General features: G+C 67.8%; 18 protein-coding genes. 6 read left to right on the forward strand and 12 right to left on the reverse strand.

Annotation, left to right across the window (positions count from 1 at the left end):
* Window positions 1–56: 56 nt before the first annotated feature.
* Genes narI through ABD882_RS11275 form a run of 4 tightly spaced genes read right to left on the reverse strand, consistent with a single transcriptional unit; the run spans window position 57 to window position 6,875 of the window.
* The gene (narI, locus tag ABD882_RS11260; protein WP_345186981.1) at window positions 57–806 is read right to left on the reverse strand and encodes a respiratory nitrate reductase subunit gamma; all 750 of its coding nucleotides are present in this window, start codon (window positions 804–806) and stop codon (window positions 57–59) included.
* The gene (gene narJ / locus ABD882_RS11265) at window positions 803–1,495 is read right to left on the reverse strand and encodes a nitrate reductase molybdenum cofactor assembly chaperone (protein ID WP_345186982.1); all 693 of its coding nucleotides are present in this window, start codon (window positions 1,493–1,495) and stop codon (window positions 803–805) included. The genes narI and narJ overlap by 4 nt, the downstream gene beginning before the upstream one ends.
* Window positions 1,492–3,162, reverse strand: a complete 1,671-nt coding sequence (gene narH / locus ABD882_RS11270) for a nitrate reductase subunit beta (protein WP_345186984.1) — start codon at window positions 3,160–3,162, stop codon at window positions 1,492–1,494. Before narH ends, narJ begins: the two co-directional genes overlap by 4 nt.
* The gene (locus ABD882_RS11275; protein WP_345186987.1) at window positions 3,159–6,875 is read right to left on the reverse strand and encodes a nitrate reductase subunit alpha; all 3,717 of its coding nucleotides are present in this window, start codon (window positions 6,873–6,875) and stop codon (window positions 3,159–3,161) included. The genes narH and ABD882_RS11275 overlap by 4 nt, the downstream gene beginning before the upstream one ends.
* A gap of 169 nt (window positions 6,876–7,044) precedes the next feature.
* Here ABD882_RS11275 and ABD882_RS11280 point away from each other — a divergent pair, with 169 nt between their 5' ends.
* Both ABD882_RS11280 and radA read left to right on the forward strand, forming a co-directional pair.
* Window positions 7,045–8,295 (forward strand): nitrate/nitrite transporter, encoded by a 1,251-nt coding sequence (locus tag ABD882_RS11280; protein WP_345186988.1) that lies wholly within the window; start codon window positions 7,045–7,047, stop codon window positions 8,293–8,295.
* 9 nt (window positions 8,296–8,304) lie between these two features.
* Entirely contained in the window at window positions 8,305–9,681 is a 1,377-nt protein-coding gene (radA, locus tag ABD882_RS11285; protein ID WP_345186990.1) for a DNA repair protein RadA, read from the forward strand.
* Window positions 9,682–9,780: 99 nt separating this feature from the next.
* Here radA and ABD882_RS11290 read toward each other — a convergent pair whose 3' ends face one another.
* The 3 genes from ABD882_RS11290 to ABD882_RS11300 all read right to left on the reverse strand — a co-directional run bounded on the left by ABD882_RS11290 (window position 9,781) and on the right by ABD882_RS11300 (window position 11,600).
* Window positions 9,781–10,200 carry a dehydrogenase gene (locus ABD882_RS11290; protein WP_345186992.1) on the reverse strand — a complete coding sequence of 140 codons (420 nt, stop codon included), beginning with the start codon at window positions 10,198–10,200 and terminating at the stop codon, window positions 9,781–9,783.
* 198 nt (window positions 10,201–10,398) lie between these two features.
* Window positions 10,399–11,082: a hypothetical protein gene (locus tag ABD882_RS11295; RefSeq protein WP_345186994.1), complete on the reverse strand. Its 684-nt coding sequence runs from the start codon at window positions 11,080–11,082 to the stop codon at window positions 10,399–10,401.
* Window positions 11,079–11,600 carry an amino-acid N-acetyltransferase gene (locus ABD882_RS11300; RefSeq protein WP_345186996.1) on the reverse strand — a complete coding sequence of 174 codons (522 nt, stop codon included), beginning with the start codon at window positions 11,598–11,600 and terminating at the stop codon, window positions 11,079–11,081. Before ABD882_RS11300 ends, ABD882_RS11295 begins: the two co-directional genes overlap by 4 nt.
* Before the next feature lie 257 nt (window positions 11,601–11,857).
* Between ABD882_RS11300 and ABD882_RS11305 the strand changes: the two genes are divergently transcribed.
* Window positions 11,858–12,130, forward strand: coding sequence for a hypothetical protein (locus ABD882_RS11305; RefSeq protein ID WP_345186998.1), 273 nt, complete (start codon window positions 11,858–11,860; stop codon window positions 12,128–12,130).
* A 195-nt stretch (window positions 12,131–12,325) separates the two neighbouring features.
* Here the strand turns inward: ABD882_RS11305 and ABD882_RS11310 are convergent, their stop codons facing one another.
* Together ABD882_RS11310 and ABD882_RS11315 are read right to left on the reverse strand one after the other, a co-directional pair.
* Window positions 12,326–14,848: an ATP-dependent Clp protease ATP-binding subunit gene (locus ABD882_RS11310; RefSeq protein WP_345186999.1), complete on the reverse strand. Its 2,523-nt coding sequence runs from the start codon at window positions 14,846–14,848 to the stop codon at window positions 12,326–12,328.
* A 193-nt stretch (window positions 14,849–15,041) separates the two neighbouring features.
* The gene (locus ABD882_RS11315; RefSeq protein WP_345187001.1) at window positions 15,042–15,446 is read right to left on the reverse strand and encodes a YbjQ family protein; all 405 of its coding nucleotides are present in this window, start codon (window positions 15,444–15,446) and stop codon (window positions 15,042–15,044) included.
* A 123-nt stretch (window positions 15,447–15,569) separates the two neighbouring features.
* Here ABD882_RS11315 and ABD882_RS11320 point away from each other — a divergent pair, with 123 nt between their 5' ends.
* Window positions 15,570–16,823 (forward strand): LCP family protein, encoded by a 1,254-nt coding sequence (locus ABD882_RS11320; RefSeq protein ID WP_345187004.1) that lies wholly within the window; start codon window positions 15,570–15,572, stop codon window positions 16,821–16,823.
* Between the two features lie 66 nt (window positions 16,824–16,889).
* Here the strand turns inward: ABD882_RS11320 and ABD882_RS11325 are convergent, their stop codons facing one another.
* Entirely contained in the window at window positions 16,890–18,458 is a 1,569-nt protein-coding gene (locus tag ABD882_RS11325) for a DUF222 domain-containing protein (RefSeq protein WP_345187006.1), read from the reverse strand.
* A gap of 158 nt (window positions 18,459–18,616) precedes the next feature.
* Here ABD882_RS11325 and ABD882_RS11330 point away from each other — a divergent pair, with 158 nt between their 5' ends.
* Both ABD882_RS11330 and ABD882_RS11335 read left to right on the forward strand, forming a co-directional pair.
* Entirely contained in the window at window positions 18,617–19,834 is a 1,218-nt protein-coding gene (locus tag ABD882_RS11330; protein WP_345187008.1) for a hypothetical protein, read from the forward strand.
* Between the two features lie 102 nt (window positions 19,835–19,936).
* The gene (locus ABD882_RS11335; RefSeq protein ID WP_345187009.1) at window positions 19,937–20,650 is read left to right on the forward strand and encodes a hypothetical protein; all 714 of its coding nucleotides are present in this window, start codon (window positions 19,937–19,939) and stop codon (window positions 20,648–20,650) included.
* A 12-nt stretch (window positions 20,651–20,662) separates the two neighbouring features.
* Here ABD882_RS11335 and ABD882_RS11340 read toward each other — a convergent pair whose 3' ends face one another.
* Together ABD882_RS11340 and ABD882_RS11345 are read right to left on the reverse strand one after the other, a co-directional pair.
* Entirely contained in the window at window positions 20,663–23,773 is a 3,111-nt protein-coding gene (locus ABD882_RS11340) for a type I restriction endonuclease subunit R (protein WP_345187010.1), read from the reverse strand.
* A partial coding sequence (locus tag ABD882_RS11345; protein WP_345187011.1) for a restriction endonuclease subunit S occupies window positions 23,770–24,514 on the reverse strand: 745 nt, incomplete at its 5' end. The genes ABD882_RS11345 and ABD882_RS11340, both read right to left, overlap by 4 nt.

Raw genomic sequence — 24,514 nt, forward strand, 5'->3', positions numbered from 1 at the left:
TACCGGCACCCCAGGTGTGTCCCCACCTTGTGGTCCGGATGGAGCACCCGCCGCGCTCAGGGCCTGCGCAGCCGGCTCGCATCCGGCGTCGCCACCGGGGCCCAGCCGCGCCGCGGCGCACGAACGCCGGGCTGCGCGTCGCGGGAGCGGTACACGATGTACGGGCGGAACAGGTAGCCGACCGGCGCAGAGAACACGTGCACCAGCCGGGTGAACGGCCACAACCCGAACAGCAGCGTCGCGCACAGCACATGCAGCTGGAACAGCAGGGGCACGTCGGCCATGAGCTCCGGTCGCGGCTGCAGGATGATCAGCTGCCGCAGCCACGGAGAGATCGTCTCCCGGTAGGCGAAGCCCGAGCCCAGCAACTGGTACACGACGGTCGACGCGGTGCCCAGCAGCAGGGCTCCGCCGAGGAACACGTACATGACCTTGTCCATCGTCGTCGTGGCGAGGAACACGGCGGCGACCGAACGCCGGCGGTAGATGAGGATCGCGAGCCCGGCGAGCGTGAGCACGGCGGCGAACGTGCCGAGCGCGGTCGCGCCCACGTGGTACATCTCCTCGGTGATCCCGATCGCGTACAGCCACTCGCGCGGGATCAGCAGGCCCACCGCATGCCCGGCGATCACCATCAGGATCCCGAGGTGGAACATCGGCGATCCCCACCGCAGCAGCCTGTTCTCGTAGGTCTGCGAAGAGCGCGTCGTCCAGCCGAACTTGTCGTACCGGTATCGCGCGATGTGCCCGAGCACGAACACGGCGAAGCACACATAGGGCAGCACGACCCACAGCAGCACGCTCATGATGTCTCCCTCGCCCGGAACGCCGGCATCGGCAGGCTCAGCCCGACGGTCTCCACGGGTGGCCCCTCGTTCACCAGCGCGAGCACCCGTTCACGCGTGGCCCGATCCACCTTCGGCAACGACAGCACGATCGCGCGCACGACGTCGGCCCAGGCGCTTTCCAGGCCCTCCAGCGCGGCGCGCAGCACCTCGATGCCCTCCCGGTGCGCGGCCAGCAGCGCGTCGGCCACCGGGGATCCCGAGCGCGCGGAGAACTCCAGCACCGCGGGCAGGTAGTCCGGCAGTTCGGCGGCGTCGAACTCCCATCCCGCCGCCCGGTACGCCTCCAAGAAGGTGACCAGCGCCGTGCCCCGGCGACGGGTATCGCCGGTCGCGTAATAGCTGAGATACAGCGAACACTTCCGCTTCAGGTCGAAGGTGGCGACATAGCGGCGCTGCCACTCGGCGGAGCCTTCCGCCTGCGCGGCGTCCAGGAACCTGTCCAGCGGTTCCGCCACCGCCCACGGCAGCGTCGCGATGTGCCCGCGCAGCACGTCGAACCGCGCGAACCACCCGTCGTCCGGGTAGTCCAGCAGCAGCGAAGCCAGCATGTGCACCGCTCTTCGCGCCGCCGGGTCCAGGGCGACGGGGCTCAGCGATTCCGGCAGCGGCCGGCGCGGCACGACACGCGACGGCATCGTCGCGGTCATCGCCGCGCCTCCCCGGCGTCCGGTCCGGTCGCCTCGTCCGGGCTCGGCGGGAACAGTCCTCGCGGGCGCCCGTTGCCGTCCCAGTTCAGCAGGTTCGTGCGGCCCGGCGTCGACGGGCGATCCGCGGTCTGCCGGTCCGCGAGCACATGGAAGTTCTCCACCGCGACCGGGGTGGCGTGACCGCTGCTCGCGCCGAACGGACCGGCGCCGCCCATTCCCGGTCCGTCCTCGTAGTCGAGCGAGCAGGCCATCTCCTCGAGCTCGTGCGCCTGCTCCGCGTGCGCGGCGGGGATCACGTAGCGCTCCTCGTACTTCGCGATCGCGAGCAGGCGGTACATCTCCTCGATCTCGGCGCCGGTCATCCCCACGGCCTCGGCGATGCGGTCGTCACGCTCGTCGTCGAGGTTCACCCCGCGCATGTACGAGCGCATCGCGGCCAGTCGTCGCAGCGCCGCGTCGACCGGCCGCACGTCTCCGGCGGTGAAAAGCTCCGCGAGATAGCCGATCGGGATCCGCAGCTTGTCGATCGCGGCGAACAGGGTGCGCGCGTCCTCGCCGTCGTTGCCCGACCCGCTCACGACGTCGACCACCGGCGACAGCGGCGGGATGTACCAGACCATCGGCATAGTGCGGTACTCGGGGTGCAGCGGCAGCGCCACCCGGTACTCCTGGATCAGACGGTGGATGGGGCTCTGCTGCGCGGAGGCGATCCAGTCCTCCGGGATGCCGTCGCGCCGTGCCGCCTCGATCACCGCGGGGTCGTGCGGGTCCAGGATCACCGAACGCTGCGCGTCCAGCAGGTCGTGCTCGTCCTCCACAGCTGCGGCCTCCGCGACCCGATCGACGTCGTAGAGCACCAGGCCGAGGTAGCGCAACCGGCCGACGCAGGTCTCGGAGCAGACGGTGGGCAGCCCCACCTCGATGCGCGGATAGCACAGCGTGCACTTCTCGGCCTTGCCGGTCTTGTGGTTGAAGTACACCTTCTTGTAGGGGCAGCCGGACACGCACATGCGCCAGCCGCGGCACGCGTCCTGGTCGACGAGCACGATGCCGTCCTCGGCGCGCTTGTACATCGCACCGGACGGGCACGACGCCACGCAGGCCGGGTTCAGGCAGTGCTCGCAGATGCGCGGCAGATAGAACATGAACGCCTTCTCGAACTCCGCCGAGACCTCCTCGCTCATCTTCCGCAGGATCGGATCCTGCTGCATCGTCTCGACGGACCCGCCGAGGTCGTCGTCCCAGTTCGCCGACCAGGAGATTTTCATGTCCTTGCCGGTGATCAGACTCTTCGGTCGAGCGACCGGCGTGTGCTGGCCGCTCGGAGCGTTCACGAGCATGTCGTAGTCGTAGGTCCACGGTTCGTAGTAGTCGTCCATGCCGGGCAGCTTCGGGTTCGAGAAGATGCGCGCGAGCTTCGCCAGCCGACTGCCCGAACGCAGCCGCAGCCGGCCCCGCTTGTCGCGCACCCAGCCGCCGCCCCACTTCTCCTGATCCTGATAGCCGCGAGGGTAGCCGACGCCGGGACGGGTCTCGACGTTGTTGAACCAGACGTACTCCATGCCGGTGCGGTTGGTCCACGCCTGCTTGCAGGTGACGGAGCAGGTGTGACAGCCGATGCACTTGTCGAGGTTCATCACCATCGACATCTGCGCCATGACCTTCATCGGTACTGCACCTCCTGGTTGCGGCGGCGGATCGTGGTGACCTCGTCGCGTTGGTTCCCGGTCGGGCCGAGGTAGTTGAACGCCCAGGACAGCTGTGCGTATCCGCCGATGAGATGGCTCGGTTTCAGCAGGATCCTGGTCAGGGAGTTGTGGATCCCGCCGCGCTGCCCGCTGATCTCGGAGAGCGGCACGTCCACCGTGCGATCCTTCGCGTGGTACATGTACACGGTGCCCTCGGGCATCCGGTGCGAGACGTTGGCCCGGGCGACCACGACGCCGTTGCGGTTGTACGACTCGATCCAGTCGTTGTCGCGCACCCCGATCTTCGCCGCGTCCTGCGGGCTCATCCAGATCGTCGGACCGCCCCGGCTGAGCGAGAGCATGAACAGGTTGTCCTGGTACTCGGAGTGGATCGACCACTTCGAGTGCGGGGTGAGGTAGCGCACGTGCACCTCCGCCGCCGATGTCGTTCCCGGCACCACATCGCCGAACAGCCGGTGCATATCCAGCGGGGGCCGGTAGATCGGCAGCGCCTCGCCCAGCTCGTCCATCCAGTCGTGGTCGAGGTAGAAATGCTGCCGCCCGGTCAGCGTGTGCCACGGCTTCAGATGCTCCACGTTGATCGCGAACGCGGTGTACCGGCGTCCGCCGTGCTCGGATCCGGACCACTCCGGCGAGGTGATCACGCTCCGCGGCTGCACCGACACGTCCTGGAAAGACAGATGCGCTCCCTCATGCTCCTCGGCGAGGAAGGCGAGCTCCTGCCCGGTGTGCTTCTCAAGCTGCCGGAACCCCTGCACGGCGAGACGGCCATTGCTGGTGCCGGAGAACGCGAGGATCAGCTCGCAGACGCGTCGGTCACTGTCCAGCCGCACCGATCCGGCATACGGGCCCGAGGCGACGACGCCGTTCTCGCGCTTCAGCCGGGCGATCTCGACCTCGGGATGGTAGGTGATGCCCTTCGTCGTCATCCCGAGCCGCTCAGCGAGAGGTCCGAGCGCCTTCCACCGCTCGTGCAAGTTCGGGTAGTCGCGCTCGACCACGACCAGCTTCGGCATCGTCACCCCGGGCGTGCGGGGCAGGTCCTGCACGCGACCGTGCGGCGTGGCCATCGCGTCCGGGGTGTCGTGCTGCAGCGGCGCCGCGACCAGATCGCGGCGCACGCCGAGGTGGGTGCGCGCCATCCGGCTGAACTGCTCGGCGAGCAGTCCGAACGTGTCGAAGTCGGTCTTGGTCTGCCAGGGCGGCGCGATGGCCGGGTTGAACGCGTGGATGAACGGATGCATGTCCGTCGAGGACAGGTCGTGCTTCTCGTACCAGGTGGCCGCCGGCAGCACGATGTCGCTGAACAGCGTGGTGCTGGTCATCCGGAAATCGGCTGTCACCAGCAGGTCCAGCTTGCCCTCGGGGGCCTGGTCCCGCCAGGTCATCGACCGCGGTCGGGATCCGGGACCCGCCTGACTCGCGCGCACCGACGCGTCAGTGCCGAGCAGGTGCTTCAGGAAGTACTCGTTGCCCTTGCCCGAGGATCCCAGCACGTTGGCCCGCCAGATCAGCATGACACGGGGGAAGTTGGCCGGGTCGTCCGGATCCTCGACCGCGAAGTGCAGGGATCCGTCGTCGAGACTGTCCACAACATGCTGGGCGGGTTCCTTGCCTGCAGCCTCCGCCTCATCGCAGAGATCGAGCGGGTTGCGGTCGAAGGTGGGGTAGCTCGGCATCCAGCCGCGCTGCACGGACTCGACCAGGCAGTCCGCCGTCGTCTGGTCGGCGAACCGGCCGGTGCCGAGCGGGGAGGACAGCTGGTCGGCCGGCAGCCCGTCATAGCGCCACTGGTCGGTGGCGAGGTAGAAGAACGCGGTGCCGATCGTGTGCCGCGGCGGGCGGCCCCAGTCGGCTGCCGCCGCGTACTGCTGATAGCCGGTGATCGGCCGCACCTTCTCCTGACCGACGTAGTGCGCCCAGCCGCCGCCGTTCACACCCTGGCAGCCCGTCATCGTGGTGAGTGCGAGGAAGGTGCGGTAGATCGTGTCAGAGTGGAACCAGTGGTTCGTGCCCGCTCCCATCAGGATCATCGAGCGCCCGCCGCTGCGGTCGGCGTTGTCGGCGAACTCGCGGGCGATCCGGATCGCCTGCGGGGCGGGCACGGAGGTGTGCATCTCCTGCCAGGCGGGCGTGCCGGGGGTGCTCTCGTCGTCGTATCCGGTCGGCCAGACGCCGGGCAGCCCCTCCCGCCCGACGCCGTACTGGGCGAGCATCAGGTCGAACACGGTCGTGACGGTCTTTCCCGCCACGGTGCGCACGGGCACGCCGCGCACCACGACGCCGGACCCTCCCGCGTGCTCCTGCCCCGGCTCCGGGTCGAGGTCGAACCGGGGCAGACGCACCTCGGCGGAGTCGCCGGACCCGAGGTCGCGCAACGAGAGCGGCGGCTCGACGCCCTCGAGGTCGAGGTTCCAGCGCCCCTCGTCCTCGGCAGCGAACCGGTGGCCGAGCGAGCCGTTCGGCACGACCGGGGAGCCCTCGGCGTCCAGCAGGACGGGCTTGAAGTCCGCTCGCGCCTGCGCCGCGGTCTCGGGGTCGAGGTCGGAGGCGGTGAGGAACTTCCCGGGGACCAGGCCGCCGTCGCGCTCCTCGAGCGCGACCAGGTACGGTGCGTCGGTGAACCGGCGCAGGTAGTCCTCGAAGCGTGCGGTGCGCTTCTGCACGAAGTGCTCGCGAAGGATCACGTGCCCCATCGCGAGCGCGAGCGCGGCGTCGGTGCCCGGGTGCGGGGCGACCCATTCGTCGGCGAACTTGGTGTTGTCGGTGTAGTCCGGCGAGACCGTGACGACCTTCTGCCCGCGATAGCGCGCCTCGGTCATGAAGTGCGCGTCCGGCGTGCGCGTGACCGGGACGTTGGATCCCCACATGATCAGGTACCCGGCGTTCCACCAGTCGGCCGACTCCGGCACATCGGTCTGGTCGCCGAAGACCTGCGGACTCGCGACCGGAAGATCCGCATACCAGTCGTAGAACGAGAGCATGGTGCCGCCGACCAGGTTGAGGAACCGCGATCCCGCACCGTGCGACACCATCGACATCGCCGGGATCGGCGAGAAGCCGGCGATCCGGTCCGGCCCGTACTCCTTCACCGTGTGCACGTGCGCAGCCGCGGCGATCTCGAGCACCTCGTCCCAGGTGGTGCGGATCAGCCCGCCCTTGCCGCGCTGGCGCTTGTACGACCGCGCCTTCTCGGGATCCTCGACGATCGACGCCCATGCGTCGACCGGATCGGGATGCTCGGCCTTCGCGGCCCGGTACAGCCGTGCGAGCGCGTCGCGGATATACGGATAGCGCACGCGCGTCGGCGAGTACGTGTACCAGCTGAACGCGGCGCCGCGCGGGCAGCCGCGGGGCTCGTACTCGGGCGAGTCCGGCCCGATCGACGGATAGTCGGTCTGCTGCGCCTCCCAGGTGATGATCCCGTCCTTGACGTACACCTTCCACGAGCACGATCCTGTGCAGTTCACGCCGTGCGTGGAGCGGACGACCTTGTCGTGCGACCAGCGGTCGCGGTAGAACGCGTCCCCGGCACGACCGCCCTGGAGGAAGACGCTGCGCAGATCCGCGGAGACCGCGCCCGGACGCAGGTACCGCCCCAGGCCCACCAGGGATTCGGCGAGCGCCCCATCTGTGGAGGGCGTGACGTCAGTGCGGATGCCGGGGGTCATCTGTGCTCCTTCATGCGTCGTGTGCCTAGCATCCTCCCGTCACCCCCCGACGCGCACAAGAGCGGGCCGTGTTTAATCAGCGAGCGCACCGGACCCTGTTTTTCACGGTCCGGAGGGTGGTCGCCCCTCGGCGGATGGCGCTAGCCTCATCGCTCAGAGGAGGCATCCCATGACCGTTCGCACCGCTGCTTCGCCCGCCGTGGCCGCCGAGGTCCCGCTCCAGGGCGCCACCACCCAGGTCGTGCTGGCCACGCTCGCCTCGACCGTCGGATTCTGGGCTTGGATGTCGATCGCTCCGCTGCAGAAGACCTACGCGACCTCGATGGGGCTGGACGAAGGTCAGATATCCCTCATCCTGGCCACCCCCGTGCTCGTGGGCGCGCTCGGCCGCATCGTGGTCGGGGCGATGACGGATCGCTTCGGAGGGCGCCGGATGTTCGCGACCGTGCTGCTGGTCTCGGTGCCGGCGGTGCTGCTGGTCGCACTGGCAGGATCCATCAGAAGCTTCCCGCTGCTGCTCGTCGCGGGCTTCTGCCTCGGGGTGGCCGGCACGATCTTCGCCGCCGGGGTGCCCTTCTCCAGCGCCTGGTTCCCTCCGAGACAGCGCGGGCTCGCCAACGGCATCTTCGGCATGGGGATGATCGGCACGGCCGTCTCAGCCTTCTTCACCCCGCGGCTGGTCGCCGGCATCGGCTACCTGCCGACGCACCTGCTGATCGCGGGTCTGCTCGCGGTGGCCGCGATCCTGTGCTGGCTGCTGCTGCGCGACTCGCCGCGATGGAAGCCGAACGCGGAGAGCCTGCTGCCGAAGGTGCGCGGCGCGCTCCGACTGCGCGTGACGTGGGAGATGTCCTTCCTGTACGGAATCGTGTTCGGCGGTTTCGTCGCCTTCTCGACCTTCCTGCCGAAGTACCTCACGACGATCTACCCGGACGAGGTCGACGTGGTGGGGGCCGGCACCCGCACCGCCCTGTTCGCGGTGGCGGCGGTGGTCGCCCGCCCGATCGGCGGCGTGCTGGCCGACCGCTTCGGGCCGAAGGTGATCGCGCTGATCTCGCTCGGCGGCATCGTGGCCCTCGCGTACATCGTCGGGCAGCAGCCGCCGGAGGGGATCCTCACCGGCGTCACGTTCATCCTGATGGCCTCGGCGATGGGGCTCGGCATGGGCGCGGTGTTCGCGTGGGTCGGCCCCTCGACCCCGCCGGACAAGGTCGGATCCGTCACCGGCGTGGTCGCCGCAGCCGGCGGCCTGGGCGGATACTTCCCCCCGCTCGTGATGGGCGCGACGTACCACTCCGACACGCACTCGTACTCGCTGGGGCTGTGGCTGCTCGTCCTGGTCGGCGCGTTCGCGCTCGTCGTGGCGGGGATGCTCCGCGACACCGGCGACCGCGTCGGCGACGTCGGTGGCCGCGGCTAGCCTGAAGCCATGGCTTCCCGGAAACCCTCGACACCCGCATATGTCTGCACCGAGTGCGGCTGGACGACGGCGAAGTGGGTGGGCCGGTGCGGCGAGTGCCAGCAGTGGGGCACGGTCGCCGAACAGGCGGCGCCGACCGGGATCGTGCGCCGGGTCGAGGCCGTCTCCCCCGTGGCGGGACGTGCGGCGCGGCCGATCACCGCCCTCACGTCGCAGGAGTCCCCGCGGCGCTCGAGCGGCGTGGCCGAGTTCGACCGGGTGCTCGGCGGCGGGATCGTGCCGGGTGCGGCGATCCTGCTGAGCGGCGAGCCGGGCGTCGGCAAATCCACGCTGCTGCTCGAGGTCGCCGCGGCGGCCGCCCGCGGCGGGCGGCGGGTGCTGTACGCAAGCGGCGAGGAGTCCACCGGGCAGGTGCGGCTGCGCGCCGAGCGCACCGGGGCCCTGCACGACGAGCTGTATCTGGCGGCCGAGACCGATCTCGGCACGATCCTCGGGCACATCGATCAGGTCGCCCCCGAGCTCGTCATCGTCGACTCGGTGCAGACCGTGGCATCCGCGCTGTCCGAGGGCGCAGCCGGGCAGCCCGCGCAGGTGCGGGAGGTCGCCTCCGCGCTGATCCGCGTGGCGAAGGATCGCGATCTGCCCATCGTCCTCGTCGGTCACGTCACGAAGGACGGCCAGGTCGCCGGGCCCCGGATCCTCGAGCACCTCGTCGACGTCGTCTGCCATTTCGAGGGCGACCGGCAGACGTCGCTGCGGTTCATCCGCGCGCTGAAGAACCGGTTCGGGCCGACCGACGAGGTCGGCTGCTTCGAGATGACCGGATCCGGGATCGCCGAGGTGCCGGATCCGTCGAGTCTGTTCCTGTCGCGCGGGCGTCCCGAGCCGGGTACCTGCGTGGCGATCGCTCTCGAAGGACGCCGCGCGATGCCGGTCGAGGTGCAGGCCCTGACGATCCCGACGCACGCGCCGAACCCGCGCCGGGTCGTGAACGGGCTGGACGCCTCACGCGTCGCGATGGTGCTGGCCGTGCTCGAGCGGCGGGCGCTCATCAAGACCAGCGACAAGGACGTGTACGTCTCGACCGTGGGCGGCGTGCGCTTCACCGAGCCCGCCGCGGATCTCGCGATCGCGATCGCCGTGGCAGGATCCCTCCGTGACAAGGCCGTGCCGCGCACGCTGGCCGCGGTCGGCGAGCTGAGCCTGGCCGGCGAGATCCGTCCGGTCACCCAGGCCGGGCAGCGTCGTTCAGAGGCGGCCCGGCTCGGCTACGCGCACGTCGTGGACGACCGCTCGGCGACGCTGGCGGGAGCGCTCAAAGACGTCGAGCGACACGCCGCCCCGCGCCGCCGGGAAGAACTGGAAGACGGGATCCCCGCGTTCTGAGCGCTCCTCCCCCAGCGGTCGTTGAGCGAGGACGGAGCGCCAGCGATGACCGAGACGAAACGCGGCGATTCCCGAGGAGCACGGCCCCGAAAATGCGGATCAGACCTCGAGCGCGCGGAGCAGCTCCGCCGGAGCGGCCTGCATCGGGTGCGGCCCGGCGATGTCGAGGAATACGGTCGTGATGACCTCGCGGTGCGCGTTGAGGAACGTGCGCAGCCAGACCGGCGAGTAGATCCCGACCCCGGGCGGCAGGTTGGCGGGTTTGTGCGTCGCATCGCTGAACAGCAGCAGCGCGACGTCGCCGGTGGCCGGATCGCGGTAGGTCCACACCTCGCCGCCGTCGCGCGGATCGTCCTTCGCGCCGGGGCGGATCAGCGGAACGACGGTGTTGCCGTTGCGCAGCGCCAGGGCGACGGCAGCCATGTCCTGCTTCTCGAGCGCCTGCGCAAGTGCCTCGGAGCGGAACTGCTCGGGCGCAGGAGCCTTCTTCTTCGCCTTCTTCGCCTTGTTCGCAGCCATTGTCCCAGCATAGAAGAGGACCTTCCCGGTCATCGCTTGGGGACAGATGACGGAGAAGGTCCTCGGGGCCTCCGAAGACGGACGACTATGCGCTGGGGACGCTAGATTGTCGATGCCACTGGGGATGGCGACCCGTCTGAAATATCGGAGACCGGTGTCCATGGTATCCCAAAGAAGACACCAGAGGGAGACATTCCGTCAATTGAGCAGGAACTGCACAGGAGCCGCACTTTCGAACCCGCCGATCGACACCCGGAGCTGATACGCCGCGCCGCCCCCCGGCGCCCGCTGCCGATCCGTCGCGCCGCAGGTGTCGACGCTCGATCGCGTGCGGTCCCAGACCACCGGCGCGGAGCTCGCCACGGTGGCTCCGGCCTTGATCGTCTGGATCGCGTCGCTCGGCGTCTGCTGGCAGTCGGTAGAGCGCCACCACGTGTCGCTGCCGCTGGTGATCGTGAAGACCTGCTTGCTCGTTCCGACGTTCATCGTGCAGTCCTTGGTGCTGCGGTTGGTCAGTGAGATGGTCAGCTGCGGGTTCTCGTCGGCCGAGTAGGTGTCGTGATCGGTGACGGCCTTGACCTGCACATCGGCGGATGTGCACGGCACCGGGCCGGCATCGGCCGTCGACGTGGGAGCGGGGGTCTGCGCGGGAGTGCTGCTCGGATCCGCGGACGAGGCAGGCGAGGACGACGTGGGTGCCGGCGCCGTGGCCCGGGGCGACGGCGAGGAGCTGGACGGCGTCGGATCCGGCCCCGCGCCTGCTCCGGCGCGCGCCACCAGCGACCACACCAGCGCGGTCAGCAGCGCCAGCACGACGATGATCGCCCCGAGCACCACGATCCGTCGGCGGCGGTAGACGGCGGCGGACGGACGGGAGCTCATACGTCCAGGCTACGTTCCTGCAACTGCTTGAGCATGCGGGTGTTGCCCAGGGTGTTCGGCTTCACGTGCGCGAGGTCGAGGAACTCGGCCACGCCCTCGTCGCCGCTGCGCAGCAGCTGGGTGTAGACGTCGGGATCCACGACCTGCTCCCCGATCGGCGCGAAACCGCGTCGTGTGAAGAAGTCGACCTCGAAGGTGAGGCAGAACAGCCGGCTGAGCCCGAGCTCGATCGCGTTCGACTCGAGGTCCTCGACGATGGCGCGGCCGACGCCGTGACGCTTCCACCCGTCCTGCACGAGCAGGGTGCGCACCTCGCCGAGGTCCTCCCACATCACGTGCAGGGCGCCGCAGCCGATGAGCCGGCCCTCGGACTCCGCGACCACGAACTCCTGCACGGCGCCGTAGAGCACCGCGATGTCCTTGCCGAGCAGGATCCTTCGTTCCACGAGCGGTTCCAGCAGCGCAGAGATGCCCTGGACGTCGGCGGCCCGCGCGCGCCGGACGAGGTAGTCGCTCATCCCTCCAGCCTACGACCGCGCGGGGATCAGACCGTGACGATCACGGCGTCCTCGTCGGGCGCGGCGACCGATCTGCACGTCGGGATCAAGTCTGCTAGGGTAGGAGATTCCGCGCATGGCCTGCCGACGTCTCTTCGGCACCGCGCGAACCCCCTCTGCCGGAGCACTCATCCGCGAACCGCATCGACGCGCGTCCGCGCGCCCGGCGAGATCAACTATCGGCGGCACCGTCCGCCCCAGATTGTCTGAGCATCACCATGAACACCCCCCTGACCTGGCGACAGGCCGACCACGACGTGTATGTCGCGACCCATGACGGCGAGTACGCCGGGTTCGTGACCGTCGAGGGCGCCTCGCACGTCCTGCACGATCGGCACAGCCGCCGCATCGGCAGCTACCCGTCCCTGTCCGCGGCGCGCGGAGCCCTCGAGGGCGCCGCCGCCGCGACATCTGTCTCCGTCGCGCGCCGCGGCCCTGGATCCTCCCGCCCCCGCCGCCGCCGAGGACGCCCCCGCGCTGTCGTTTCCTGACGACGCGGCCGTTCCCGACGCCCGCGCTGCTGAATCCTGAAGACGCTACAGATATCTACGCAGCGCCTTCAGGTTTCGACAGCGCGAGCGGATCCGCAGCCCGCGACGCCCCCCCGGCCCGCCCCCGGGCACGCGAAAGGGGCGGGTGCCGAAGCACCCGCCCCTTCAGAACGTCAGAACGTCAGAACAGACCGGTCAGGCTCCCGCCGCCAGGTCCGGGGTGGACGGGATCGTCGCTGCGGTGTTCACACCGACCGAGACCTTCTCGCCACGGGGACCCGTCGTGAACACGAGCTTGCCGTCCACCGCGTCCACGTGCACGTGGTCGCCGGGGTTGAGCTCGCCGTGCAGGATCTTCTCGCTCAGCTGGTCCTCGACCTCGCGCTGCATGGCACGACGCAGCGGGCGTGCGCCCAGCGTCGGGTCGAAGCCGATGTCGATCAGGTGATCCTTGGCGGTATCCGTCAGCTCCACCGTCATGTCGCGGTCGAGCAGGCGATCCGACAGGCGCTTCACGAACAGGCCCACGATCTGACGCAGCTCGTCCTTGTTCAGCTGCGGGAAGACGATGACGTCGTCGAGGCGGTTCAGGAACTCGGGCTTGAAGTGCCGCTTGAGCTCCTCGTCGACCTTGCCCTTCATCCGCTCGTACGTGGTCTGCGCGTTGCCCTCGACCTGGAACCCGACCGGTCCGCCGGCGATCGCCGAGGAACCGAGGTTCGTGGTCATGATGATCACGGTGTTCTTGAAGTCGATGACGCGACCCTGGCCGTCGGTGAGGCGGCCTTCCTCGAGGATCTGCAGCAGCGAGTTGAAGATGTCGGGGTGCGCCTTCTCGATCTCATCGAAGAGCACGACCGAGAACGGCTTGCGGCGCACCTTCTCGGTGAGCTGGCCGCCCTCCTCGAAGCCGACGAATCCCGGAGGGGCTCCGAACAGTCGCGAGACGGTGTGCTTCTCGCCGAACTCGCTCATGTCGAGCGAGATCAGCGCGCCCTCGTCGTCGAACAGGAACTCCGCCAGCGCCTTGGCCAGCTCGGTCTTGCCGACGCCGGTGGGTCCGGCGAAGATGAACGAGCCGCTCGGACGCTTCGGATCCTTCAGCCCCGCACGCTGACGACGGATCGTCTTGGACAGCGCGGCGATCGCCTCTTCCTGGCCGATGACGCGCTGGTGCAGCGCCTTCTCCATGAAGACGAGACGGCTGGACTCCTCCTCGGTGAGCTTGAACACCGGGATGCCCGTGGCCTGCGCCAGCACCTCGGCGATCAGGCCCTCGTCGACGACCGCGTTGGTCGCGACGTCACCCGAGCGCCACTGCTTCTCCAGGCGCAGCCGCTCGGCGAGCAGCTCCTTCTCCTGGTCGCGCAGCGCGGCGGCCTTCTCGAAGTCCTGCTCCTCGGAGGCGAACTCCTTCTCCTCGCGGACCTTGGCGATCTTCTCGTCGAACTCACGCAGCTCGGGCGGCGACGACAGGATCGACAGCCGCAGGCGGGCGCCGGCCTCGTCGATCAGGTCGATGGCCTTGTCGGGGAGGAAGCGGTCGCTCACGTACCGGTCGGCGAGGTTCGCCGCGGCGACGAGCGCGCCGTCGGTGATCTGCACCTTGTGGTGCGCCTCGTAGCGGTCGCGCAGGCCCTTGAGGATGTTGATCGTGTGCGGCAGGCTCGGCTCGGCGACCTGGATCGACTGGAACCGGCGCTCGAGCGCGGCATCCTTCTCGAAGTGCTTGCGGTACTCGTCGAGCGTGGTGGCGCCGATGGTCTGCAGCTCACCGCGGGCGAGCAGCGGCTTCAGGATGCTGGCCGCGTCGATCGCGCCCTCGGCGGCGCCCGCACCCACGAGGGTGTGGATCTCGTCGATGAAGACGATGATGTCGCCGCGCGTGCGGATCTCCTTGGTGACCTTCTTCAGGCGCTCCTCGAAGTCTCCGCGGTAGCGGGATCCGGCAATGAGGGATCCGAGGTCGAGCGAGTAGAGCTGCTTGTCCTTCAGCGTCTCGGGGACGTCGCCCTTCACAATCGCCTGGGCCAGGCCCTCGACGACGGCGGTCTTGCCGACGCCGGGCTCGCCGATCAGCACCGGGTTGTTCTTGGAGCGACGGGAGAGGATCTGCATGACCCGCTCGATCTCCTTCTCGCGCCCGATGACCGGGTCGAGCTTGCCGTCGCGCGCCGCCTGCGTGAGGTTGCGTCCGAACTGGTCGAGCACCTGAGATCCGCCCTGGGCGGTCTGCTGGGTGTCGTGCGAGGCCCCGGAGACCGCGGCAGGCTCACGGCCCGGCGATCCCGACAGCATCTGGATGACCTGCTGGCGCACCTTGTTCAGGTCGGCGCCGAGCTTGACCAGCACCTGGGCGGCGACGCCCTCGCCCTCGCGGATGAGGCCGAGCAGGATGTGCTCGGTGCCGATGTAGTTGTGGCCGAGCTGCAGTGCCTCGCGGAGGCTCAGCTCGAGCACCTTCTTCGCACGCGGCGTGAAGGGGATGTGGCCGGTCGGCTGCTGCTGGCCCTGGCCGATGATGTCCTGCACCTGCTCGCGCACGGCGTCGAGGGAGATGCCCAGCGACTCCAGCGCCTTGGCCGCGGCGCCCTCACCCTCATGGATGAGTCCGAGCAGGATGTGCTCGGTGCCGATGTAGTTGTGGTTCAGCATCTTCGCCTCTTCTTGGGCGAGGACGACGACGCGACGGGCTCGGTCGGTGAATCTCTCGAACATGTCACTCCTTGTTCGCTTGCCCGGGAACGGGCGATGGCACTGTTCGTGCCCGGATACATCGAGAGTAACGACCGCGCGGCGGGCGCAAGCGCGTGTTCGCCGTCGGCATACCGTTGCGACGGTGCATGACGGATCCGGTCCCTGAGCCTGTCGAAGGGCCCGGATCCGCGGGCAAAATTTAGGACGTGCGCCGTCAGCCCGCCGGCGGAGCGGGAGGCGCGGCCTGAGCGGGAGGCGCAGCCTGCTGCTGGGCGGGCTGCGCGGGCGCCTGCGGATACCCCTGCAGCGGCTCGATCACCACGGCCGTGCCATAGGCGCACACCTCGGTGAAGCTGCCGAGCGCGCCGGTGTCGAACCGCATGGCGATCACAGCGTTGGCTCCGCGCTGGGCGGCTTCGGCCCAGAGCCGGTTCATCACCTCGTACCGCGATTCGTACATCACCTGCGTGTACTCCGGGATCTCGCCGCCGCCGATCGCGCGGAATCCGGCGGTGAAGCCCTGCCCGAAGTTCATCGAGCGCACCGTCAGCCCCATCACCTCGCCGAGCACCTGGGTGATGCGGTAGCCGGGCACGTCATTCGTCGTCACCATGAACATGCGCTCATCGTCGCACTCTCCACGCACGCGCACCAGAGCCATCTCCCGGACTCCGCACAGGTGCACGACCGAGGATCGACGAGGCCCTCGCCCCTCGACAGGAACGGATCCCGGATGATGACGATGAGCCCCGAACAGGCTGCCCGGCGCCGCACTTTCCGACGACGCCGGTGGACCGTGGGGATCATCGCCGTGGTCGTGATCGCGCTGATCGCGGCGGCGGCGTTCGTGGTGACGACCTACGTCGACGCGAACAACGGGATCCATCGCTCCACGATCGCGAACCAGGGCCCGGCGCAGAACACGGGCGAATCGAACATCCTCATCATGGGGCTGGACAGCCGCGTGGACGAGAACGGCAACCCCTTCCCGCAGGCGATCTACGACCAGATCCACGCCGAGGATGCGTCGGTCGGCGGGTACAACACCAACGTGCTGATGCTGATCCACATCCCCGCGGGCGGCGGCAAGGCAGTCGCGATCTCGATCCCCCGCGACGACTACGTCGACTTCCCCGGATCCCCCGACGGCGTGGACAAGGGCAAGATCAAGGAGGCGTACGGCGACGCCATGGACGCCTCGATGAAGAAGCTCACCGCGAAGGGCGTGGCTCAGGCGGACGCGTACCAGCAGTCCCGCGCGGCAGCCCGGCAGAGCACGATCTCGACGGTGTCGGCGTTCCTCGGCGGGGTGCGGATCGACCATTTCGTCGAGGTGACGATGGCGGCTTTCTACGAGGTGGCGCAAGCCGTGCAGCCGGTGACGGTGTGCCTGAATCACGCGACGGCCGACACGTTCTCGGGCGCCGACTTCCCCGCCGGGGTGCAGGAGCTGAACGCTGCGCAGGCGATGGCCTTCGTGCGGCAGCGCCGCGACACCACGTCGAGCTCCTTCGACATGACGGATCTCGACCGCACCCGCCGGCAGCAGGCGTTCATGGTGTCGCTGGCGGTGAAGCTGAAGCAGGCGTCGACGTTCACCGATTTCGGCAAGCTGCAGAAGCTCATCGATGTGGCGAAGAAGGATGTCGCCCTCGACGACAAGCTGGATCTGCTGTCGTTCGCGCAGCAGGCGCAGAGCCTGGCCGGCGGCAACATCTCGTTCGTCACGCTGCCGATCGATCACTTCGACACGATCGACGGGCAGAGCGTGAACGTCGTCGACGTGGAGGCGATCCGCGCGCAGGTGAAGGATCTGCTGAACCCGCCGACTCCGACGGCTGCCCCTTCCGCGTCGCCCTCGTCGTCGCCCTCGTCGTCTTCGTCGTCTTCGGGATCCTCCGGGTCGACAGGATCCGCTGCGCCGGCAACGCCGAACCCGGTGTACACGGATTCGTCGTCGCCGCTGCAGTCGGGCACCGTCCCCTGCGTGAACTGAGCCCTGTCCCCCGCCCACGCACGGGCACTCCTGCCGGCCTGCCGGTTCCCTTCTTCGGGGGTGCGGTCAGGCGGCGGGGCGGAACCGTAACGGTGGCGGGTCGATGTCGCCCCAGAGGTAGCGCAGGGGCAGCCGCCGGGTCAGGACGATCGTGTTCTCGTGCTTGTCGCGCAGCACGAAGTCGTTCTTCTCGTCACGGGTGATCGACCACCCGCCGTGATGCAGTTCCATATGGTGGAAGCGACACAGCAGGATCCCGCGATCGATGTCGGTGCGCCCGCCAGACGCGTAGGGATCGATGTGATGCGCCTCGCAATACGACGCGGGCCGGTCGCAGCCCACCCAGCGGCACCCGCCGTCACGGATCGCGAGGGCGATGCGCTGCTTCGACGTGAACAGCCGCTGCTCCCGCCCGACATCGAGCGGGTTCCCGCAGGAATCGACCGTGACCGTGACGGATCCCGCTTCACAGAACCGCCGCTCGGCCACCGCGGCGGGGACGGCAGTGAGACCGTCTTCCGTGACCGCGACCTTCCCGAACGCGCCGTCCGCACCGATGGTCTGCACCAGACGCAGCCCCGCCTGCCGGGTGCCGAACACACTCGCCGGGTCGGCGAGAACCCCAGCCCGGACCAGATCCATCAGCAGGTCATAGGCGAGCTGATCATTCGTCCGGGTGTCCGCCACCAGATCTTCCGCAGCGCTCTTCTCGGTCGGGTCGACGAACCGCGGCCCGCCCCGACGCGGGCGCAACGCGGCCGCGAACACGGCATCCACGAACGCGGCACCTTCATCATCGAACGCGAAGCTCCCCCGGCGTGTGCCGTCTTCGGCAAGCCACGTCCGAAACGAACGCCGCTCGTACCGCGCCCGGAACCGCTCCGCCGCCCCGTCCGGGTCCAGCACATCCCTCACGCAACGAGCGTGCGCCAACAGTTCTTCCACCGTGCGCCGTGTCGCCTCATCGATCAGCTGCACCGCCGCAACCGACCACGCCTGCACGGATCCCTCCGGCGGCTCCCCCAGCCCGCGTCGGATCGCATCGAACTGCGCCGACGTCACCCGCCCCTCACGCAACGCCCGCCCCAACGGCTCATGCCACGGCTGAGGCACCTGCGACCGCGCATCGTCCGTCTCGAACCCGAACCCGGACTCCGACCCCGGCCCGGGCTCGGGCCCAGACTCCGGCTCCGGCTGGGGGTCGCCCTCCGACCCGACCGGCGCGTCCGGATCGGGCACGGGCGACTCCTCATCGCGCGGACCCGTCGAACCGCTCGCCGGATCCGGCACCCCCGGAGTGACGAGCGCCTCACCTACCCTGACCTGCCGAGCCGCCTCCCCCTTCGTGGCCCCGGTCAGATGCTGCACGAACTCGATCGACGACCGATGCCCACGTCGCTGCGCCAACCCGGCATGCCCCGCCTCACGTCGCGACCGGACAGCGATCACGCCGGCCCCGATCAGACCGATCCGCTCGACGAACCTGCCCAGCTCCGCGGCCTCCTGCACGATCGACACGACCTCCGCGTCGGACGCTCCCCACACCATCTCCTGCAGATCTTCGACGCTCGCACCCGCGCCGATCCGCCCACTCAGGGTCGGGATCAACGCCGTGATCGCATCGAACGAAGCCATACCCCATGCTCTCAGCCACCACCGACATTCGAAGATCTATCCACAGGCTGCGGCCACGGATCCGGTCACGAATTCATAACAAGAACGCCTGGTGAGAAGGCGGGCAACTTTCCACAGGCAGTCTCCCGCGTCTCACGAAGACGCTCTACGCTGACCTGGTGACCGACTCGCCCGATGACCCCGATCTCCGCAGGAACCCGCCGCGCAACCCCGCCGGATCCGCGTTCGGCCCCGCCGCGGATCCGCCGTCCGTCCCGCCTTCGAGCACGCCCCCTTTCGCGCAGTCCGCCAACGATTTCGCCGCCTGGCTGGCCCACGACCCCGAGGTGACGCCCGCGATCTTCGAGCAGACGATGAACACGTTCGAGGGGCTGCTCGTCGTGATGCGTGACCAGGGCCTGCGTCCCGACGTCCCGCAGCACGTGTCGACGCTCATCGACCTGCTGTTCGCCGATGATGCCGAGGGAGGATCGGATCCGGATCTGTTCGACGAGGCGCTGGAGTCGCTCGACGACTTCCTGCATTTCCGCATCGAGAACTCCCGTGACCCCGAGGGGTGGGAGCACGTGCACGACGCGCTCGAGGAGGCGATGGAGGTTCGCGACGGCGCGGACGTCGACGTTGCTCTGGACGACCTGCTGTCGGAAGAGGATCCGGTGCCCGACGACGTCAAGCTGCGCGCGTATGCGGAGCTTCCGATCCTCCGCGCCGTGCCGGATCTGCTGGCCTGGATCGGCAAGGGACGGGCCGTGACCGCGACGGGGGCCTTGCGTCGAACGGACATCGAGTACGCGGCCGGGCTGCTGGGGATCCGCGCCTACGGCACGAACGAGCCCTGGTCGCCCCGCAGCGGGTCTGATCCCGACGCTCCGATCGCGGCGCGCGCGATGAGCGACGTCCCCGTGCTCGACGCCTGGTGGGAGGCGCTGCAGACGGCGGACGTGATCGAGCGGGACCGATCGCGGATGCGCCCAGGATCCGCGGCGGCGAGTGCGTCGACGGCGCTCACGCTCGACACCGCGGAAGAGGTGATCGGCTATTTCCTCGCGAACGTGATCACGGGATCCGGCTGGCTGGCGCCGGTGGCCGCGGATGTGGCGGTCGAAGCCATCGCCGTGCTGCTCGCCGCCGTCGATCTCGGCCGGAACGCACCGAGCCCGGATCTGGACGAGCCGGCCTCGCTGCACGACGAGGTGGTGGAGAAGCTCGCCCAGTCGTCCATCCGGAACCTCGCCTCGATGGGGCTCGTCGAGGCGACCGCGGCAGGCGGCTGGAGCATCCGGGACGAGTTGCGCCGCGTCGTCGCCCGCGCGACAGTGCTGGCCGCGACCCTGGTGATGGACGGCGACGAGTTGGACGACATCGAGGGCGACTGATTCGGATCCTGCCGCGTCATCGACGATGGTGGCGGACACGACCTCGGGGCAGACGCGGAGGGCTCTGCCGCAGGAGTGCAGGGCAGCAGTATGTTGGTCACCGTGAGCCGTGCAGCCAAGGTCGCCACCGGAGTCGCGGCCGTCGCCGTCATCGCGGGCCTGGTCGCGCTCGCGTCGCCCGCGATCAGCGCCTTGGGTGGTTTCGGGCACCATGCCGCCGCACAGGCAACGTCGGCAGCCCCGAGCGCCCCGCCGATCACTTCTCCCACTCCGACGCCGACGCCGACGCCGGACGACTCCTCCGCCGGCTGCCGAACGGAGGCATCCTTCGCGCTGGAGGGCGATGTCGCCCACCTGCTGAAGGCCGACGCGATCCAGGATCGGGGCTCTCGGCCCGGTGCGCGCGGAGAGGTCCTTTCGAGCGCGGACGGCATCTTCTCTTACGTCGTCGCCCCGAACGACAACCTCGACTCGATCGAGGCGCGGCTGTGCTTCGACGGGTGGACTCTCGCACGGTTCAATCACGTGCTCGGCATCGCGATTCAGCCGGATGCGCATCTGATCCTCCGCCCCGACCCCGCGCTGCCCTGGATCGATTCGTACAACCCCTACGATGAGGTGCCGGGAGTCAGCGTCGGCGATTACACCGACGCGCTGGCCGAGATGGGCGCCGCCGTGCGTACACAGGATCTGGATACCGCCCGGGCGATCTGGCGCAAGCTCGTCTCCGGGCACGTCTCACCGGCGGCAGAGACCGCCGCGTCGAAGGCGCTCGATTCGGGCGACTGGGCTGTGCTGGATCAGATGTTCCCTTGAGGTGGGTGGCTTCTAGACGTCCACTCCGCTACCGGCCCCCAAGCCGAAGAACCGCTCAAAGAACCGCATGAGCCCTTCCACCGCGCGGCGCTTCTTCTCGCCGTGTCCGCCCTCCGGCGCGAAGCGCGATCCTGGAGGCAGGATCGCCGTGATCGCCGTCCCGGCAGTGCTCAGCCGACCATCGCGGAAGGCGGCCGCGATGAAGGCGCGCGTCTGCTCGGGCCGCAGCTGCTGCTCCGCGATCAGAGCATCGAGTTCGGCCTCGCGCTTCGCAGCGACGAACTGCTGCCACTGTTCGTCCACCGCGCCATCCATCGAGACGGAGTCGACGAAGTCCTCGACCAGATCGCGTTTGCTCCGCAACGTCGGGCTAGAATCGACAGCACGTGTGATCTGGGCACGAATCTCCTTGTCCTCACCGTCACCGAAGCTCGCGCGGTACTTCTCGACGAGCATGAGGATGTAGTCGACATTGATCTCGACCTGTTTGATCAGCTCGATCTCGAAGACGACGTCGTCATTGATCGACTCCTTGTCAGCGTCGCGATCCTTGCGGAATTCGGCATACAGATCGAGGTAGATGCTGCGATAGTCCTGCGCCTCCCGGTCCGTGAGCGGATCCCGCCCGATGAAGTCATCGAACGAGGTGAGGATGTTCTGAAGCTTGAGGATCGCGCCGAACAGGGCGATGAAGTCCTTCTGCGCCGCCTCGCCGACGATCTGATGGCCGAGGGAGAACCGCTGCAGCAGGGTGAAGACCTTCTCGGAATACTCGCCGTAATAGTCCTGATACGGCTTGAGGAGCACAACGCCACGGGCGTCCTTGTTGCCGAAGAGCTCAAGAGCCGCATTGGTCTGGTCTTCGAGGTTTCGGAACGAGACGATGTTGCCGTACGTCTTCACCGAGTTGAGAATGCGGTTGGTCCGCGAGAACGCCTGGATCAGCCCATGCGAGCGCAGGTTCTTGTCTACGAACAGCGTGTTCAGCGTCGTCGCGTCGAATCCGGTGAGAAACATGTTGACGACGATGACCAGATCGAGCTCGCGGTTCTTCATCCGCTGCGACAGGTCCTTGTAGTAGTTCTGGAACTGATCTGCGCTGGTGTCGTAGCTGGTCTTGAAAGTGTCGTTGTAGTCCTGGATCGCGTCTTCGAGGAACGCGCGCGCGTCCGCCCCCAACGCCTCGGTGTCGAAAGCCTCGTCATCGAGCATGCTCTCGTCTGCCGCATCATTCGCGCCGTATGAATAGATGAGACCGATCTTGAGTCGACGCCCCTCGGGCAGATCTTCCTGCTGGATCTGGAACTGGTTGTAATACCGACGGGCGGCGTCGATCGACGCCGTCGCGAAGATCGCGTTGAAACCGCGCACACGCCGGCGCTGGAGGAGAGCTTCTTCTCCGCGATTCCGGCCCCGTACTGCATCCGCAACGTTCGCGACGACGGCGTGCTCATAGCTCGATGTGCGCTTGGTCTTCTGGTCGAAGTGCTCCAGCGTGTAGCTCACGATCTTCCCGATACGATGCCAGTCCAACAGCGCCTTCTCGCTGTCGATCCCGGCGACATCCTTGTCGACGACGGCACCGACCTTCACCGTGTTGATGTAGTCGATTCGGAACGGCAGCACATTCTTGTCCGTGATGGCGTCGACGATCGTGTAGGTGTGCAGCTTGTCGCCGAAAGCCTGCTCGGTCGTCTTCAGCTGGGGGTTTCCACCGGATCCGGCGTTGGCCGAGAAGATCGGGGTGCCCGTGAAGCCGAAGAGGTTGTATCGCTTGAACGCGCGGGTGATGTCGGAGTGCATGTCGCCGAACTGCGACCGGTGGCACTCGTCGAAAATGAGCACGACGTGCCCCGCGTAGATCTCATGGCCCTTGTTCGCGCGGATGAAGTTCGACAGCTTCTGGATCGTCGTGATGATGATCCGCGCCCCCGGATCCTCGAGCTGCTTCTTCAGCACGGCCGTCGACGCGTTCGAGTTCGCCGCGCCCTTCTCGAACCGGTCGTACTCGCGCATCGTCTGGTAGTCGAGGTCTTTGCGGTCCACGACGAACAGCACCTTGTCGACGCTCGGCAGCTTCGACGCGAGCTGTGCCGCCTTGAACGACGTCAGCGTCTTCCCAGAACCGGTCGTATGCCAGACGTAACCGCCCGCAGCGACCGTGCCGAGGCGCTTGTAGTTGGTCGCGATCTCGATGCGTTGCAGGATCCGCTCGGTCGCCACGATCTGGTACGGACGCATCACGAGCAGACTCTTGTCCTCGGTGAGAACGCAATAGCGGGTGAGGATGTTCAGCAGCGCATGCTTCGCGAAGAAGGTCTTCACGAACGCCGTCAGCTCCTGAATGGGCTTGTTCTGCGCGTCGGCCCACCACGAAGTGAACTCGAACGAGTTGCTGCTCTTCTTCTCGCGACCGGCTTTCTTGCCGGCGTCGAGGTGACGGCTGCGCGTGGTGTTGGAGTAGTACTTCGTAAGCGTGCCGTTGCTGATGACGAACAGCTGCACGTACTCGAAGAGGCCGGAGCCGGCCCAGAAGCTGTCGCGCTGATACCGATCGATCTGGTTGAACGCCTCGCGCAGATCCACGCCGCGACGCTTGAGTTCGATGTGCACCATCGGCAGGCCGTTCACGAGCACGGTGACGTCGTAGCGGTTCGCGTACCGTGCGCCGCCGTCGCCCTTGCCGATCTCGTACTGGTTGATCACCTGCAGGCGGTTGTTGTGGATGTTCGCCTTGTCGATCAGCGAGATGTTCTTCGTCGATCCGTCATCGCGCTTGAGGATCTGGACGTGATCCTCCTGGATCCGCACCGCCTTCTCGACGATCCCGTCGTTCTTGCTTGCGACCTTGGTCGCGAAGAACTTCTCCCACTCACCGTCACTGAACGTGATGTCGTTGAGAAGCTCAAGCTGCGCACGCAGGTTCGCGATCAGCTGCGCCTCGGTCGTGATCGGCAAGTACTCGTATGCCTGCGACTTCAGGAGTCGGATTATCTCCCGTTCGAGATCGGCCTCCGATTGATAGGCGGTCGCCTCCAGCGGGTCGGCGACGTACTCCGCGACGACCGTGCTCTCGGACGAGATCGCGATCGGATCGTAGGTGCGGGCGGGCGCGTCACTCATGCCGGGAGTTCCTTGAAGGTGAGCAGCTTGTCGCGGTAGTGCTCGTACTGCTTGCGGCGGGCAGTGAGTTCAGCGGGGATACCGATGCTGGGATCGTTGACGAGTGCGTCGAACTTGTCGAGGAGACTCACGATCCGGTGCTGCTCGCCGAGCGGTGGGATTGCTATCGCAAAGTTCTTGATCAGTTGCGCATTGAGATCGGAACGCGCGCCTCGCCCCAATGACTTAAGTTCCTCATACCTCGAGCTAACCCAATAGAAGACGTATCGATAGTCCGCAATCAAGGGATCGATCTGAAGGTTACAGCAATGCTGGTTAGTGGCGAGGCGGATTTTGTTGATGGCAGACCTCGCCGCAGTCGCGCCGGAGATCGCAATAATCACACAGTTCTCCTCGATCAGAGACACTCCAGTCTCTTTCATTGCGAGCTCTGTAATCCACATTTCTGTGTTGTGGATCTCACCAAAACGCACCTCACCAGTGCGTAACCACGGGATCGTGCCGTCTTTATAATAGGAAGGTTTGCCAGCTGTGGGCGTTGCGCCCGACGACACACGACTGGATATCCTGCCGAGCGTCGACCACGAGGGCGCCCCTGCGTCTGACGCTAGCAAATGAGTACGGTAATAGGCGTACTGCCGCCGACGGGACTCGAGCTCCGCCTCCAGCTCCGCCTCTAGGGCGTGTCTCCTATTAGGGTTGCCCAGGTGAGGCAGGCGTGTAGGACGGCGCCGGCGCGGT

This window comes from Microbacterium panaciterrae, assembly GCF_039541635.1.
Classification (GTDB): domain Bacteria; phylum Actinomycetota; class Actinomycetes; order Actinomycetales; family Microbacteriaceae; genus Microbacterium; species Microbacterium panaciterrae.